Genomic DNA, 15891 nt, shown 5'->3' with positions numbered 1-15891 from the left:
CAAAAACAAGCCGGTTGTCGGCACACCTGAGCGATTCCTCGACGGTATCCATTCCCTTCCCGCCACTCCATAGGGCTGAATGGAATGCGCTGTCGATTTGTGACGCGGCCTTGCCGGGGGACGGGGACCCGGCACGTGCCCGTCCGGCTCCCGAAAGGGGTTCGCTCGTGCCTGCTTTCTCATCCCGGGCCACCGCCGTCAGGCCGGTGCTCGTGCCGCCCGCGCTGCAACTCCCGGTAGTCGAAAGGGATTTCACCCGCCGACTCCACAATTATTGGCCAAAGCTTCAGGTGAAGTCGAAGCTGTGGCTCCAGGAGAAACGGCTCATGTCCCCCGCCGCCGCCGAGGCCCTCGCCGACGAGCTGCGCTACACCGACCTCGTCGCCGGCTACTACCTCGGCGCCTCGGAGGCGATGCTCGGCGCCATCGCCGACTTCAGCAGCTGGTTCTTCGCCTGGGACGACCGCCACGACCGGGACGTCGCCCACGCGCGCACCGCCTCCTGGCGCGGCCTGTGCGCGGACCTGCACGCCACGCTGCGCGACCCCGGCGCCCATCTGCACCACGAGGAGCCACTGGTGGCGGCCTTCGCGGACTGCCTGCTGCGGATGGGCGAGCCGATGCCCACCACGTGGCGCGACCGCTTCGCCCGCCACATGAGCCCCGTCATCGACGCCTACGACCACGAGTTCGGCAACCGTCTGAGCCGCACCGTCCCGACCGTCGCCGCGTACCTGGAGCTGCGGCGCCTCACCTTCGGCCACGAACTCTGGCTCGACCTCCTCGAAGCCGTCGCCGGCACCGAACTCCCCGCCGCCGTGCGGGAAAGCCCCGCGTATCGCACGGCAGGGCTCGCCTGCCAGGATTTCTCCGCCTGGTACAACGACCTCTGCTCACTGCCGAAGGAAATAGCGGGGGACGAGCTGCACAATCTCGGGATAAGCCTCATCCGGCACGAGGGAATGGAACTCGCGGAAGCCGTTTCCGTCGTGCGCGAGAAAGTCGCGGGACGTGTCACCGCATTCCTCGCGGCGGAAAAGGAGTTGCGCGCACTCGCGGATTCCCTCGCCGAAGACGACGATGACGGCGAGGGCGCCGGGAAGGAAAGCACGCGGGCCGCCCTGATTTCCTGCACGGACAACATGCGGAACTGGTTCCCGTCCGTCTACTGGTTCCACCACGAATCCGGTCGCTATCGCGTCAAGCAATGGGACGACCCCGCCTGCCCCCCTTATCTCCAGGACGGCGCACCGGCGCGCACCACCCCCGCCGCGCGCCCCGCCGAGGCCCCCAGGGTCGGCCGCCAGCGTGGCCCGCACGAGGGCGAGGGCACCGTATGAGCCCGCGTACGCCCCCCACCGCGCCCCCCGAGAGCGGCACACGCCCGGCACCGCTCGCCGCCGGAGCCCTCCCGCTCCTCGGCCACGCCCCCGCCCTCGCCCGGGGCCCGCTGCCCTTCCTCGAAGGGCTCCGCGCGCACGGCGAGATCGTCCGGATCGCACTCGGGCCCAAGCAGGTCCTCGCGGTCTGCGCCCCCGACCTCGTCGGAACCCTCCTGACCCGCCCCGAGTTCACCGTCGGCGGGCCGCTGTGGGACACCCTGGAGATCCTCCTCGGCAAGGGGGTGGCGACGAGCAACGGCCCCCGCCACCGCCGCCAGCGCCGCACCATCCAGCCCGCCTTCCGCCCCGACCGGATCGCCTCCTACGCGCGCGTCATGACCGAGGAGGCGGTACGGACCGCCGGGTCCTGGCGGGACGGGGAGATCACCGACGTCGGCGCGGAGATGTTCCGCACCGGCGTCCGGATCGTCTCCCGCTCCCTCCTGGAGGTCGACGCGACGGGCTCCGCGCTCGCCGACCGGATCGCGCACGCCCTGCACACCGTCTTCGGCGGCCTCTACCAGCGGATGATCCTCTCCTTCGGGCCGCTGCACCGCCTGCCGACCCCCGCCAACCGCCGCTTCAACGCGGCGCTCGCGGAACTGCACACTCTTGTGCGGCAGTTGGTGAGGGAGGCGCGCGCGAAGAATATCGGCGAGGCAGCGCCCGACGCCGACCTGCTCTCCGTACTGCTTCACGCCACCGACGAGAACGGCGCTCCGCTGCCCGACGAGGAGATTCACGACAACGTCGTATCCCTTGTCGTCGCGGCGGCCGAGAATGTCGCGGCGACACTCGCCTGGACCTTTCACCTCCTCGCCCAGCATCCCGAGTGGGAACGCAGGTTGCGCGCGGAGGTGGAATCGGTCGCGCCGGACCGCCCCGTCGATTTCGAGGATCTTCCGAAACTCGCCCTCACCCGGAATCTCGTGAGCGAATCCATCCGGATACGCCCGGCGGCCTGGATATTCACCCGCAGGGCCGCGAACGACACCGAACTCGGCGGCTATCGCGTCCCGGCGGGCACCGACGTGCTCTACAGCCCCTGGGCCCTCCAGCACGACGCCAGGTCCTTCCCCGAGCCGCACCGCTTCGACCCCGACCGCTGGCTCCCCGAACGCGCCGCCGAGATCCCCCGGCACGCCTTCATCCCCTTCGGCATCGGCAACCGCAAATGCCCCGGCGACATCTACAGCCTCACCGAACTCGCCCTCGTCCTCGCCAACACGGTGAGGGAGTGGCGCGTCGAGGCCGTCCCCGGGCGCACCGACCCGCGCCCCCGCATCGGCATCACGCTCCAGCCGCGCGCGACTCTCCTCCGCGTCCGGCGCGCCTGACTCCGCGACCACGCGAGGGGGGCCGGGTCCCGTACGGGACCCGGCCCCCCTCCGGAGCGGGAACGGCCCGCGGCGGGCGCGAGCGGTGCGCTCGGCCGCGGCAGGCGCGAGCCGCTTAGAAGTCGTCGTCGAAGGAGACCGAACCCTCGACCGCGACCTGGTAGGCGGACGGCCGCCGCTCGAAGAAGTTCGTCAGCTCCTGCACCCCCTGGAGCTCCATGAAGGAGAAGGGGTTGCTGGAGCCGTACACCGGCGAGAAGCCGAGGCGCACGAGGCGCTGGTCGGCGACGCACTGGAGGTACTCGCGCATCGACTCGGTGTTCATGCCGGGCAGGCCGTCACCGCACAGGTCGCGCGCGAACTGCAGCTCCGCGTCGACCGCCCCGGCGAGCATCTCCTTGACCTCGGCCTCCAGCTTGTCGTCGAACAGCTCCGGCTCCTCCTTGCGGACCGTGTCGACGACGTCGAAGGCGAAGCTCATGTGCATCGTCTCGTCGCGGAAGACCCAGTTGGTGCCGGTCGCGAGTCCGTGCAGCAGGCCGCGCGAGCGGAACCAGTACACGTACGCGAAGGCGCCGTAGAAGAAGAGGCCCTCGATGCACGCCGCGAAGCAGATCAGGTTGAGCAGGAACCGCCGCCGGTCGGCCTGCGTCTCCAGCCGGTCGATCTTCTCGACCTCGTCGATCCACTTGAAGCAGAACTCCGCCTTCGCGCGGATGGACGGGATGTTCTCCACGGCGGCGAAGGCGGCCGCGCGGTCGTCCGGGTCGGGCAGGTACGTGTCGAGCAGCGTCAGGTAGAACTGCACGTGCACGGCCTCCTCGAAGAGCTGCCGGCTCAGGTAGAGCCGCGCCTCCGGGGAGTTGATGTGCTTGTACAGCGTCAGCACCAGGTTGTTCGCCACGATCGAGTCGCCCGTCGCGAAGAACGCCACGAGGCGGCCGATGAGGTGCTGCTCACCGGGCGTGAGCTTCGCGAGGTCGGCGACGTCCGAGTGGAGGTCGACCTCCTCGACGGTCCACGTGTTCTTGATCGCGTCCCGGTAGCGCTCGTAGAAGTCCGGGTAGCGCATGGGGCGCAGCGTCAGCTCGAAGCCGGGGTCCAGGAGGTTCTGGTTGCGCTTCTTCTGCTCGGGAAGGGTGGATTCGGACATTACTGGCAGGCCTCGCAGGACTCGGGGTTCTCCAGGGAGCAGGCGATGGCCTCGGCGTCGGGCACGCTCTGCTGGACCGGGATGGGTGCGGCTTCGGCGGCCGAGGAACCGGCCGCGCGGGCGATGCGCGTCGCGGGACGCGAACGCAGGTAGTACGTCGTCTTCAGGCCCTTGTTCCAGGCGTGCGCGTACATCGAGGAGAGCTTGCCGATCGTCGGCGTCTCCATGAAGAGGTTGAGCGACTGGCTCTGGTCGAGGAAGGCGGTCCGCTCGGCGGCCATGTCGATGAGGCCGCGCTGCGGAAGCTCCCACGCCGTGCGGTACAGCGCGCGGACCTCCTCGGGAATCCAGTTGAAGCCCTGGACCGAGCCGTTCGCCTCGCGCAGCGCCTCACGGGTGCGCGCGTCCCACACGCCGAGCTTCTTCAGGTCCTCGACGAGGTAGCCGTTGACCTGGAGGAACTCGCCGCTGAGCGTCTCGCGCTTGAACAGGTTGGAGACCTGCGGCTCGACGCACTCGTAGACGCCGGCGATCGAGGCGATCGTCGCGGTCGGCGCGATCGCGAGGAGCAGCGAGTTGCGCATCCCGGTCTTCGCGATGCGGGCGCGCAGCGCCTCCCAGCGCTCCGGCCAGGTCCGCTCCACGTCGTAGTGGTCGGGGTGCAGGACACCGCGCGCCGTCCGGGTCTTCTCCCAGGCGGGGACCGGGCCGTGCTTCTCGGCGAGGTCGGCGGACGCCTCGTAGGCGGCGAGCATGATGCGCTCGGCGATACGGGTGGACACGGCCTTCGCCTCGGCCGAGTCGAAGGGCAGCCGCAGCTTGAAGAAGACGTCCTGGAGACCCATCGCGCCCAGGCCCACGGGGCGCCAGCGGGCGTTGGAGGCGGCGGCCTGGCCGGTCGGGTAGAAGTTGATGTCCACGACGCGGTCGAGGAAGGTGACGGCCGTGCGGACGGTCTCGTCCAGGCGCTCCCAGTCGATCGCGCCGTTGTCGACGAAGGCGCCGAGGTTGACGGAGCCGAGGTTGCACACGGCGGTCTCGCCGTCGTCGGTGACCTCGATGATCTCGGTGCACAGGTTCGAGGAGTGCACGACGCTGCCGGGCTCGGCGGTCTGGTTCGCGGTCCGGTTGGAGTGGTCCTTGAAGGTCATCCAGCCCTGGCCGGTCTGCGCGAGGGTGCGCATCATGCGGCCGTACAGCTCGCGCGCCGGGATCGTCTTGCGGGCCAGGCCCTTCGCCTCGGCGGCGCGGTACGCGGCCTCGAACTCCTCGCCCCACAGGTCGGTCAGCTCGGGCACGTCGGCCGGCGAGAAGAGCGACCACTCGGCGTCGGCGGCGACGCGGCGCATGAACTCGTCGGGAATCCAGTGGGCGAGGTTGAGGTGGTGGGTGCGGCGCTGGTCCTCGCCCGTGTTGTCGCGCAGTTCCAGGAACTCCTCGATGTCCGAGTGCCACGTCTCCAGGTAGACGGCGGCGGCGCCCTTGCGGCGCCCGCCCTGGTTGACGGCGGCGACGGAGGAGTCGAGCGTCTTGAGGAACGGGACGATGCCGTTGGAGTGCCCGTTGGTGCCCCGGATCAGCGAACCGCGCGAGCGGATGCGGGAGTACGCGATGCCGATGCCGCCCGCGTGCTTGGAGAGCCGCGCGACCTGGAGGTAGCGCTCGTAGATCGAGTCCAGCTCGTCCTTCGGCGAGTCCAGGAGGTAGCAGGAGGACATCTGCGGGTGCCGCGTACCGGAGTTGAAGAGCGTCGGCGAGGACGGCAGGTAGTCCAGGCGGCTCATGAGCCGGTAGAGGCTCGCGACCTCGTCGACGGCCGGGAGGCTGTCGTCGGCGGCGAGCCCGGCGGCGACGCGCAGCAGGAAGTGCTGGGGGGTCTCGATGACCTTGCGGGTGATCGGGTGCCGCAGGAGGTAGCGGCTGTAGAGGGTGCGCAGGCCGAAGTAGCCGAAGCGGTCGTCGCCCGCGCTGTCGATGAGCGCGTCCAGGCGGGCGGCGTGCGTGGCGACGAACTCCGCGGTGCGGTCGCCGATCAGGCCCTCGCGGTGGCCCACGGCGACGGAGGCCGCGAAGCCGCTCGCGCCCTGCCCCGCGGCCTCCTCGACGATCGCGAGGGCCAGCAGACGGGCGGCGAGCCGGGAGTAGGCGGGGTCCTCGGAGATGAGGCCCGCGGCGGCCTCGGTGGCCAGCTCGCGCAGCTCCGCCTCGTCGGCGTGGGCGCTGCGGCCGCGCAGGGCGGCGGCGGCGACCCGGCCGGGGTCGGTGTCGGGGAGGTCGGCGGTGAGTTCCGTGAGGGTCCGCAACAGGGCGGTCCCGGGAAGGTCCTGCTCGGCCGCGACCGATGAGGCGGGATCTGCTGGCGCGATGGTCACTGGGGTGGCTCTCCCTCGCTCGGCGGGGGCCTCGGGGCGGGGCGGCGACGGGACGACGGCAGCGCTTTCGGGCACACCGCGTCACGTCCCCTGCCCTTTCCGCGGGGCCCGGACGTCTGGCGCCGCGCCCGGGCGGGGCGGCGGCGCGCTTTCGGCAGGTCATCGGACTCGCGACACGCCGCGGGGCGCGTCGCACACCGTTGCGGGACAGTCCCGGACTCGCACCGGATTCCCCTGCCGACAGCGAGGAAGAGCATACATCTGGGGGGCGGGCGGGAAAGGAGGCCCCAGATGTTGTGTCGGGGGCGGGGAGTGTTACGTGGAGGTCAACGGTTGTGGGGTGCCGACAAGGCGTCTTGTGCCCGGTGGGGTGACGGGGGGCCGTGGGGGCGGCGGCGTCGATCGTATGGCTTGAGGGGACCCCACAAGCGGGGTCCGGCGGAGTTTTTACCGGGCGGACCGAGTGGCGCGCGTGTTCGGATTTCGGTCGCTGTAAGTGAGGGTGCGTCACGGCATATGCGGACGCCGGAGAGGCCGCGCGACGCGGCCTCTCCGGCGTTCGGGGAGCGGGGCCCGGGGGAGTCCCGCGGGTCACGCTCCGGGGTCAGTGCCCCGCCGTTTCCGGTACGGCCGGCGGCAGGTCCTTCACCCCGGGATCGCCCGCGTCCGCGACGTAGTCGGACGGCTGCGTCTCGTCCACGCCGTCCGGCGCCTTGACGGCCCGCAGCACGAGCGTCAGCACGACGGTGACCACGGCGTTCAGGACGATCGCCGTCATCCCGATGTACCCGATCTCGCCGAGCCCCGGGATCTCCTTCGAGGAGCCCCCGAAGTGGTCCTGGGTGGGCGAGGACGTCGACCAGGCCGCCCAGGTGCCGTACGCCATCCCGGCCGCCCAGCCGGCGAGCAGCGCCCAGCGGTGGAACCAGCGCGTGAAGAGGCCGCCGACGAGCGCGGGGAGCGTCTGGAGGATCCAGATGCCGCCGAGAAGCTGGAAGTTGATCGCGACGGTCTTGTCCATGCCGAGCACGAAGATCAGCGCGCCGACCTTCACGAGCAGCGAGACCAGCTTGGAGATCCTCGCTTCCTGCGCGGGGGTCGCGTCCGGCTTCAGGAAGTCCTTGTAGATGTTGCGCGTGAAGAGGTTCGCCGCGGCGATCGACATGATCGCCGCCGGGACGAGCGCGCCGATGCCGATCGCGGCGAAGGCGACCCCGGCGAACCAGTCCGGGAACATGTCCTCGAAGAGCTGCGGGATCGCGAGCTGGCCGTTGCTCACCTTGATCCCGCTCGCGATCGCCATGAAGCCGAGGAGTGCGAGCAGCCCCAGCATGAGCGAGTAGAGCGGCAGGATCGTGGTGTTGCGCCGGATCACGTTCCGCTTGCTCGACGAGAGCGTCGCCGTCACCGAGTGCGGGTACATGAAGAGCGCGAGCGCCGAGCCGAGCGCGAGCGTCGCGTACCCCCACTGGCCTGCCTCGCCGGGCGCGAGCGCGCCCTTCGGCTGTCCTGTCGCGGGGTTCTTCTGCGAGAGCGCGTCACCGGCCTTCGCGAAGATGTCGTCGAAACCGCCGAGCTTGATCGGGATGTAGATGATCGCGACCGCGATGACGAGGTAGATGAGCCCGTCCTTGACGAAGGCGATCAGCGCCGGGGCCCGCAGTCCCGAGGAGTACGTGTACGCGGCGAGTACGGCGAAAGCGATCAGCAGTGGCAGGTCCTTGACAAACCAGTTCGTGTCCTCGCCGCCGCCCACGCCCATGACGTCCAGGACGGCCTGGATGCCGACGAGTTGCAGCGCGATGTACGGCATCGTGGCGAGGATGCCGGTGAGCGCGACGGCGAGCGAGAGCCCCTTGGAGCCGAAGCGGCCCCGCACGAAGTCCGAGGTCGTCACGTACCCGTGCCGGTGCGAGACCGACCACAGGCGGGGCAGGAAGGTGAAGATGAGCGGGTAGACGAGGATCGTGTACGGCACGGCGTAGAAGCCGGCCGCGCCGCCCGCGTAGATCGCCGCGGGGACCGCCACGAAGGTGTAGGCGGTGTAGAGGTCGCCGCCGAGCAGGAACCAGGTCACCCAGGTGCCGAACGAACGCCCGCCGAGGCCCCATTCGTCGAGGCTCTCCTCGCTGGAGCGCCGCCAGCGGGCCGCGAGGAAGCCCATGACGGTGACGACGAGGAAGAAGAAGATGAAGACCGCGAGCGCGATCCCGTTGACGCCGTCCTTCATGTGACCTCACCGCCCCGCGCGGCGCGCCGCACCCGCTGGTCGTGCTGCCACAACTTGTAGGCGAGGAAGGTCAGTCCGCTGGAGATGAAGACCCACAGCATCTGGTACCAGTAGAAGAACGGAATCCCGATGAACGTCGGGTCGATCTTCGCGTACGAACCCACCCACAGCATCGCCACGAAGGGTGCGACGAGACAGAGCCCGACCACGATCCGCAAAGGGGTCACGACCGGCAGCGTCCCGCCACCTCCCCCCGGCTCCGCCGTCGTTCCCGCGTCCCGTGCCATGTTCCGGCTCCCCTCGTTCCCCCGCGCACCTCGGTGTGCGCGGGCGCGCGTCGCCGCACGCGACGCGACGGCGGAAATGTAGGGCAGTTACCGGCCAGGCAACACCCCTGTACCGCATAGCGGACACGTTCGGGCGCCGGCCCGCGTCCGGGGTGTCCCGGGGTGTGCGCGGGCGGGGGATTTTGTCCTTCGGGAGGATACGGACTTACGGACGGCGCAGGTTGGCCACGAACTTGTAACGGTCGCCGCGGTAGACGGAGCGCACCCACTCCACCGGCTCCCCGCGCCCGTCCACCGAGTGCCGTGAGAGCAGCAGCATCGGCAGGCCCACGTCGGTGCCGAGCAGGGAGGCCTCGCGCGGGGTCGCGAGCGAGGTCTCGATCGTCTCCTCGGCCTCGGCGAGCCGCACGTCGTACACCTCGGCGAGCGCGGTGTACAGGGACGTGTACTTGACGAGCGAACGGCGCAGCGCGGGAAAGCGCTTGGCCGCCAGATGCGTCGTCTCGATCGCCATCGGCTCGCCGCTCGCCAGGCGCAGCCGCTCGATGCGCAGCACCCTGCCGCCCGTGTCGATGCCGAGCAGCCGGGCGAGGCGCTCCTCCGCCGTGACATAGCCGATGTCCAGGAGCTGGGACGTCGGTTCCAGCCCCTGGGCGCGCATGTCCTCGGTGTACGAGGTCAGTTGCAGCGCCTGCGAGACCTTCGGCTTCGCGACGAAGGTGCCCTTGCCCTGGATGCGTTCGAGCCGGCCCTCCACGACGAGTTCCTGGAGCGCCTGGCGCACCGTCGTGCGGGACGTGTCGAACTCGGCGGCGAGCGCGCGTTCGGGGGGCACCGGGCTGCCGGGGGGCAGCGTGCGCGTCATGTCCTGGAGGTGGCGTTTGAGGTGGTAGTACTTCGGCACCCGGGCGGTGCGCGCGGGCGCCGGAGGGCGCGCGCCGGTCTTGGTCGCGCCGGCCTTGGTGTCCGGGCCGGATCGCGTCCTGCCCCCGTCGGTGCCCATTGTTTCGCGCTCGCCTCTCCGGCTCGGCGGCCCTCGTCGGGACCGGCCGCTCCTGGGTGCTTGTGGTGCCGTACCGCTTGTGGTGCGGTGGTGCCTGTGCTGTCGTCCTGCCGTCGTGCGGTGGTGCGCACGGCGCCGCCCATCGTGGCACGGCGGCCCGGACACAGGGGGCCGGGTGCGTCTGCCCCCGGCCGTACGCGTTTCACACCTGGTTCAGGTACCGGTCCGGTAACGGAGCGGACAGCCCCTCTTATACACCCTTGACACCCCTAAAGGTCTAGGCCAAGCTCCCGGTACTGGTCTACACCATTAACGACCAGGTCCCAGTCCCGCGAGTGCTGCCGTTCGTGTGCCGTCGCTGTGGGTGGGGGGTTGCTGGAATCCCTGAGGAGGGTGGCGTGAAGCGCAAGCTCATAGCGGCGATCGGTGCGGTCGTGATGGTCGGTTCGGTCGCGGCGTGCGGCTCGGACGACGACTCGTCGAAGGGCGCGTCGGGCAAGGACGGCTACGAGGGCCAGACCCTGACGGTCTGGGTCATGGACGGCTCGGCGCCCGACACGTGGCAGAAGGACCTCACCGCGGCCTTCGAGAAGAAGACCAAGGCCAAGGTCAAGTTCGAGATCCAGCAGTGGAACGGCATCCAGCAGAAGCTGACCACCTCGCTCTCGGAGTCCAACCCGCCGGACGTCTTCGAGGTCGGCAACACCCAGACCGCCTCGTACGCCCAGAGCGGCGGCCTGGCGGAGCTCGGTGACCTGAAGTCCTCGGTCGGCTCCGACTGGACCGAGTCGATCAACAAGGCGGCGATCGTGGACGGCAAGCAGTACGCCGCCCCGTGGTACGTCGCCAACCGCGTCGTCCTCTACAACAAGAAGATCTGGAAGGACGCGGGGATCACCGACACCCCGAAGACGCGGGACGAGTTCTACAAGGACCTCCAGCAGATCGGCGAGAAGACCAAGGCCGAGCCGATCTACCTGCCGGGCCAGAACTGGTACCACTTCGTCGGCCTCACCATCGGCGAGGGCGCCGAACTGGTCAAGAAGGACGGCGACAAGTACGTCTCCAACCTGGCCGACCCGAAGGTCACCGCCGCCATGGAGACCTACAAGAAGTTCCAGGCGCTCTCCAAGGCCCCCAAGGACAAGGACGAGGCCACCCCGCAGCAGGGCGAGGTCTTCGCCAAGGGCAAGACCGGCGCGTTCATCGGCATGGGCTGGGAGGCCGGCATCGCCATCAAGGCGAACCCGGCGATCGAGAAGGAGATCGGCTACTTCACGATCCCCGGCGCCACGGCCGGCAAGCCCGAGGGCGTCTTCCTCGGCGGCTCGAACCTCGCCGTCGCCGAGGGCAGCAAGAAGCAGGACCTCGCCAAGGAGTTCCTGAAGCTCGCGCTCTCCGACAAGTTCGAGGGCCAGCTCGCCAAGGAAGGCGGGGTCATCCCGAACAAGACCTCCCTGGAGAGCGAGCTCAAGGGCAACCCGGCCGCGCAGGCCGCCGCGCCCGCCGCCGCCGGCGGTGGCACCACGCCGCTCATCCCGGAGTGGGCCCCGGTCGAGAACGCCCCGAACCCGATCAAGACCTACATGACGGCCGTCCTCAAGGGGAAGTCCCCGGCGGACGCGGCCAAGCAGGTCGAGGGCGAGTTCAACAAGCGCCTCGCGCAGCAGCAGTAAGCAGCACCCCGGCCGGGGGCCGGGCGAGGCGCACCGCGCGGACGGTGCTCCCCGCCCCGGCCCCCGGCCCCGCCGCGTACGGGTCCAGGCCGTGCCCGGCGCCGCGTACGTACGAGCCCGGGCCCCCGGACCCCGAGCGGTCCGCGCCGGTCCGCCCCCCCCACCGCCGTACCCGAAGAGCGGAACACGCCCGTACGAGCAGGACGGCCCCCCGGAGCGGGCGCGCGGGCGGCAGGCCCAGAAAGCGAAGGCGAGCATGACAGTGGAGACCCCACTCCCGGGCACGGACCCGGGGCTGGTCAAGGTGAAGCCCGGGGGCGGACCCGGAACCCCCTCGGCCAGAGCGGCGAAGGCCGCGCGGCGCAAGGCCCTGACCCCGTACCTCCTGCTGCTGCCCGCCGTGGTGGCGACGCTGGTGCTGCTCGGCTGGCCCCTGGTCAAGAACCTGGTGCTGTCCTTCCAGAACCTCAACATGCGCCAGTTCATCCAGCGCGTGACCGAGTGGACGGGCTTCCACAACTACCAGGACGTGCTCGGCGGCTCGGAGTTCTGGCGCGTCACCCTGCGCTCGGTGCTCTTCACCGGCGTCAACGTCGTCCTGATCATGGCGCTCGGCTCGCTCATCGGGCTGCTCCTCGCCCGCCTCGGCCGCCGGATGCGCGTCTTCCTCCTCATCGGCCTCGTCCTCGCCTGGGCGATGCCGGTCATCGCGGCGACCACCGTCTACCAGTGGCTCTTCGCCGAGCGCTTCGGCGTCGTCAACTACGTGCTCGACAAGCTCGGCTGGCACTCGATGGCCGACTTCTCCTGGACGAGCAGCCAGTTCTCGACGTTCTTCGTGATCACCTGGCTCATCGTCTGGCAGTCGATCCCCTTCGTGGCGATCAACCTGTACGCCGCGACGACGACGATCCCGAAGGAGCTCTACGAGGCCGCCTCGCTCGACGGCGCCGGGGTCTGGAAATCCTTCAGGAACGTGACCTTCCCGTTCCTGCGGCCCTTCCTCTTCGCCACGACCTTCCTCGAAGTCATCTGGGTCTTCAAGGCGTTCGCCCAGGTCTTCGCCTTCAACGAGGGCGGCCCCGACCGGCTCACCGAGATCCTGCCCGTCTACGCCTACATCGAGGGCATGGGCAACCAGCACTTCGGCATGGGCGCCGCGATCTCCTTCCTGACGCTGCTCATCCTGCTCGGCCTCACCTCGTACTACCTCCGGATCGTTCTGAAGCAAGGGGAGGACGAACTGTGAAGCGCTCACTCTTCGGCCGCGTATGGCCCAACATCGTCGCCGTCCTGCTGTTCCTCGGCTTCGTCTTCCCCGTCTACTGGATGTTCTCGACGGCCTTCAAGCCGACCGGTGACATCATCAGCGAGACCCCCGTCTGGTTCCCCACCGACTTCACCTTCGAGCACTTCAGGACGGCGGTGAACGCGGAGAACTTCTGGCGCCTCGTCGGCAACTCGCTCACCGTCACGATCCTCGCCGTCCTCGGCTCCCTGATCCTCGCGCTCGCCGGGGCCTTCGCCCTGAGCCGGATGCGCTTCAAGGGCCGCAGGGGCTTCGTCGTCGGCTTCATGATCGCCCAGATGGCCCCCTGGGAGGTCATGGTCATCGCGATCTACATGATCGTGCGCGACGCGGACATGCTCAACAGCCTCGTCCCGCTCACGCTCTTCTACCTCGTAATGATCCTGCCGTTCACCCTCCTGACCCTGCGCGGCTTCGTCGGAGCGATCCCGAAGGAGCTGGAGGAGTCCGCGATGGTCGACGGCTGCACCCGGCCGCAGGCGTTCCGCCGCGTGATCCTGCCGCTCCTCGCGCCCGGGCTCATGTCCACCTCCCTGTTCGGCTTCATCACCGCGTGGAACGAGTTCCCGCTCGTCCTGGTCCTCAACAAGGAGAAGGAGGCCCAGACCCTGCCGCTGTGGCTCTCCTCCTTCCAGACCAACTTCGGTGACGACTGGGGCGCCACGATGGCCGCCTCCTCGCTCTTCGCGGTGCCGATCCTCATCCTCTTCGTCTTCCTCCAGCGCAAGGCCGTGTCCGGGCTCACCGACGGCGCCGTGAAGGGATAGCCCGCCATGACCACGCTCACCAGCGCCTCCGACACCCTCACCCGCGACGCCCTCGCCGTCCTCCAGCCCGGCTTCGCCGGCACCACGGCCCCCGACTGGCTGCTGCGCCGCGTCGGCGAAGGACTCGGCTCCGTCGGCCTCTTCGGCCGCAACGTCGTCGGCGACGAACAGCTCGCCGCGCTCACCGCCCAGCTCCGCGCCGAACGCGAGGACATCCTCGTCGCGATCGACGAGGAGGGCGGCGACGTCACCCGCCTCGACGTCGGCACGGGCTCCTTCATCCCCGGCAACCTCGCGCTCGGCACCGTCGACGACCCCGAGCTGACGCGCTCCGTCGCCGCCGAACTCGGCCGCCGCCTCGCCGCCTGTGGGGTCCACTTCAACTGGGCGCCCTCCGCCGACGTCAACTCCGACCCGGACAACCCCGTCATCGGCGTCCGCTCCTTCGGCGCCGACCCCGCCCTCGTCGCCCGGCACACCGCCGCCTACGTCGAGGGACTCCAGTCCGCCGGGGTCATCGCCTGCGTCAAGCACTTCCCGGGCCACGGCGACACCAACGTCGACTCGCACCTCGCGCTGCCCCGCATCGGCGCGGACACCGCCACCCTCCGCGCCCGCGAACTCGCCCCCTTCCACGCCGCGATCGCGGGCGGGGCACAGGCCGTCATGAGCGCCCACATCGTCGTGCCCGCACTCGACGCCGAACTCCCCGCGACGCTCAGCCGCCGCATCCTCACCGGGCTCCTGCGCGAGGAGCTGGGCTACGAGGGGCTCATCGTCACCGACGGCATGGAGATGCGCGCGATCGCCGGGACGTACGGCATCGAGCGCGGCACGGTCCTCGCGATCGCCGCCGGGGCCGACGCGATCTGCGTCGGCGGCGGGCTCCACGACGAGGGCACCGTCCTCGCCCTGCGCGACGCGCTCGTCGCGGCCGTACAGGACGGCTCGCTGCCCGAGGAACGCCTCGCCGACGCCGCCGAGCGCGTCCGCGCGCTGGCCCGCTGGACCCGCGCCACTCCCGCCGCGCCCCTCGCGCCCCGCCCCGGCGTCGGCCTGGAGGCCGCCCGCCGCGCGGTGCGCGTCCACGGCGACTTCGCGCCGCTGACCGCCGCGCCGTACGTCGCGCTCCTGAGCGACGAGGCGAACATCGCCGTCGGCAACGAGACCCCCTGGGGCCCCGCGGAGGCGCTGGCCCACCGGCTGCCCGGCACGACGGGGGACGCCTACGGGCCGCAGGCGGACGGGACGCTCGTCGCCGACGTGCTCGCCGCCGCGGGGGAGCGCCGCCTCGTCCTCGCCGTGCGCGACGCGCATCGCCACCCGTGGATGGCCGCGGCGCGCGACGCCCTGCTCGCCGCGCGTCCGGACACGGCCGTGGTCGAGATGGGCGTCCCGCGGGAGGCCCCCGCGGGCAGCCCCTGCGTCCTCACGTACGGTGCCGCGCGCGTGTGCGGCGAGGCGGCGGCCGAGGTGCTCGTGGGCGCGTAGCTACCCCGCGGCACGTACACACGCCGAAGGGCCCGGATTCCACCCCCGTGAGGAATCCGGGCCCTTCTGTCCGCTCCGCGCCGGTGCGGGCTCAGATGCCCTGCCAGTCCGGCTTCGCCGCCCACGTCGCGCGGAAGTACCCCGCGAGCTTGAGCTTCGAGGCCGCCGCCTCGTCCACGACGACCGTCGCGTGCGGGTGGAGCTGGAGCGCGGAGGCGGGCACGAGCGAGGCGACCGGGCCCTCGACGGACTGCGCGACCGCCTCGGCCTTGTTCTCGCCCGTCGCGAGGAGCACGAGGTGCCGCGCCTCCAGGATCGTGCCGATGCCCTGCGTGATGACGTGGTGCGGGACCTGCGCGATGTCGTCCCCGAAGAACCGCGCGTTGTCGACCCGGGTCTGCTCGGTGAGCGTCTTGATGCGGGTACGGGAGGCGAGCGAGGAGCACGGCTCGTTGAAGCCGATGTGCCCGTCCGTGCCGATGCCGAGGAGCTGGAGGTCCACGCCGCCCGCCTCCTTCAGCGCCCGGTCGTACTCCTCGCAGGCGGCCTGCACGTCGGCGGCCGAGCCGTCGGGGCCGAGGAAGGCGGAGGGGTCGAGCCCGAGCGGCTCGACGACCTCGCGCAGGACGACCGCGCGGTACGACTCGGGGTGCCCGGCGGGCAGCCCCACGTACTCGTCGAGCTGCGCGATCCGCGCCCGCGAGACATCCGCCTCGCCGGAGCGCACCAGCCCGGTGAGCGCCTGGTAGACGGGCAGCGGCGTCGACCCGGTGGCCACCCCGAGCAGGGCATCGGGCTTGCGCCGCAGCAGCCGCGCGATCGCGTCGGCGACGAGCCTGCCGCCGGCTTGCGCGTCCGGGACGATGACAACTTCCACGCTGGGG

The 15891-nt window shown here is 70.6% G+C and carries 12 protein-coding genes and 1 riboswitch; of the genes, 6 read left to right on the top strand and 6 right to left on the bottom strand.

Annotated features, from left to right (window positions below):
* Positions 1–167 precede the first annotated feature (167 nt).
* Both IF99_RS0104840 and IF99_RS0104835 read left to right on the top strand, forming a co-directional pair.
* A complete protein-coding gene (locus IF99_RS0104840) occupies positions 168–1340 on the top strand; it encodes a terpene synthase family protein (RefSeq protein ID WP_420705642.1) in 1173 nt (390 codons plus the stop codon).
* Positions 1337–2719 carry a cytochrome P450 gene (locus tag IF99_RS0104835; protein ID WP_030995070.1) on the top strand — a complete coding sequence of 461 codons (1383 nt, stop codon included), beginning with the start codon at positions 1337–1339 and terminating at the stop codon, positions 2717–2719. Before IF99_RS0104840 ends, IF99_RS0104835 begins: the two co-directional genes overlap by 4 nt.
* Before the next feature lie 115 nt (positions 2720–2834).
* On the opposite strand, the gene IF99_RS0104830 is transcribed toward IF99_RS0104835, so the two are convergent.
* The 5 genes from IF99_RS0104830 to IF99_RS0104810 form a co-directional block, all read right to left on the bottom strand.
* On the bottom strand, positions 2835–3872 hold the full coding sequence (locus IF99_RS0104830) for a ribonucleotide-diphosphate reductase subunit beta (RefSeq protein ID WP_030995069.1): 1038 nt from the start codon (positions 3870–3872) through the stop codon (positions 2835–2837).
* Complete coding sequence (locus IF99_RS0104825) at positions 3872–6244, bottom strand: ribonucleoside-diphosphate reductase subunit alpha (RefSeq protein WP_030995068.1); 2373 nt, start codon at positions 6242–6244, stop codon at positions 3872–3874. The genes IF99_RS0104830 and IF99_RS0104825 overlap by 1 nt, the downstream gene beginning before the upstream one ends.
* Before the next feature lie 135 nt (positions 6245–6379).
* A riboswitch (cobalamin riboswitch) is annotated at positions 6380–6501 on the bottom strand.
* Positions 6502–6848: 347 nt separating this feature from the next.
* Positions 6849–8474, bottom strand: a complete 1626-nt coding sequence (gene mctP, locus IF99_RS0104820) for a monocarboxylate uptake permease MctP (protein ID WP_030995067.1) — start codon at positions 8472–8474, stop codon at positions 6849–6851.
* Positions 8471–8761: a DUF3311 domain-containing protein gene (locus IF99_RS0104815; protein WP_030995066.1), complete on the bottom strand. Its 291-nt coding sequence runs from the start codon at positions 8759–8761 to the stop codon at positions 8471–8473. The genes mctP and IF99_RS0104815 overlap by 4 nt, the downstream gene beginning before the upstream one ends.
* Positions 8762–8966: 205 nt before the next feature.
* A complete protein-coding gene (locus IF99_RS0104810; protein ID WP_030995065.1) occupies positions 8967–9764 on the bottom strand; it encodes a GntR family transcriptional regulator in 798 nt (265 codons plus the stop codon).
* 398 nt (positions 9765–10162) lie between these two features.
* On the opposite strand from IF99_RS0104810, the gene IF99_RS0104805 reads away from it, so the two are divergent.
* The 4 genes from IF99_RS0104805 to IF99_RS0104790 all read left to right on the top strand — a co-directional run bounded on the left by IF99_RS0104805 (position 10163) and on the right by IF99_RS0104790 (position 15007).
* Complete coding sequence (locus IF99_RS0104805) at positions 10163–11440, top strand: extracellular solute-binding protein (protein ID WP_030995064.1); 1278 nt, start codon at positions 10163–10165, stop codon at positions 11438–11440.
* A 256-nt stretch (positions 11441–11696) separates the two neighbouring features.
* Entirely contained in the window at positions 11697–12689 is a 993-nt protein-coding gene (locus tag IF99_RS0104800) for a carbohydrate ABC transporter permease (protein WP_030995063.1), read from the top strand.
* On the top strand, positions 12686–13516 hold the full coding sequence (locus IF99_RS0104795) for a carbohydrate ABC transporter permease (protein WP_030995062.1): 831 nt from the start codon (positions 12686–12688) through the stop codon (positions 13514–13516). Before IF99_RS0104800 ends, IF99_RS0104795 begins: the two co-directional genes overlap by 4 nt.
* A gap of 6 nt (positions 13517–13522) precedes the next feature.
* Positions 13523–15007 (top strand): glycoside hydrolase family 3 protein, encoded by a 1485-nt coding sequence (locus IF99_RS0104790; RefSeq protein WP_030995061.1) that lies wholly within the window; start codon positions 13523–13525, stop codon positions 15005–15007.
* Between the two features lie 91 nt (positions 15008–15098).
* Here IF99_RS0104790 and nagB read toward each other — a convergent pair whose 3' ends face one another.
* Positions 15099–15884 (bottom strand): glucosamine-6-phosphate deaminase, encoded by a 786-nt coding sequence (nagB, locus tag IF99_RS0104785; RefSeq protein WP_030995060.1) that lies wholly within the window; start codon positions 15882–15884, stop codon positions 15099–15101.
* Between the last annotated feature and the right edge of the window lie 7 nt (positions 15885–15891).

It is taken from the genome of Streptomyces sp. NRRL F-5630, from assembly GCF_000719475.1.
In the GTDB taxonomy this organism is placed as follows: domain Bacteria; phylum Actinomycetota; class Actinomycetes; order Streptomycetales; family Streptomycetaceae; genus Streptomyces.
The sequence above is the reverse complement of the archived record's forward strand: the minus strand, read 5'-3'. Positions and strand labels throughout refer to the sequence as shown.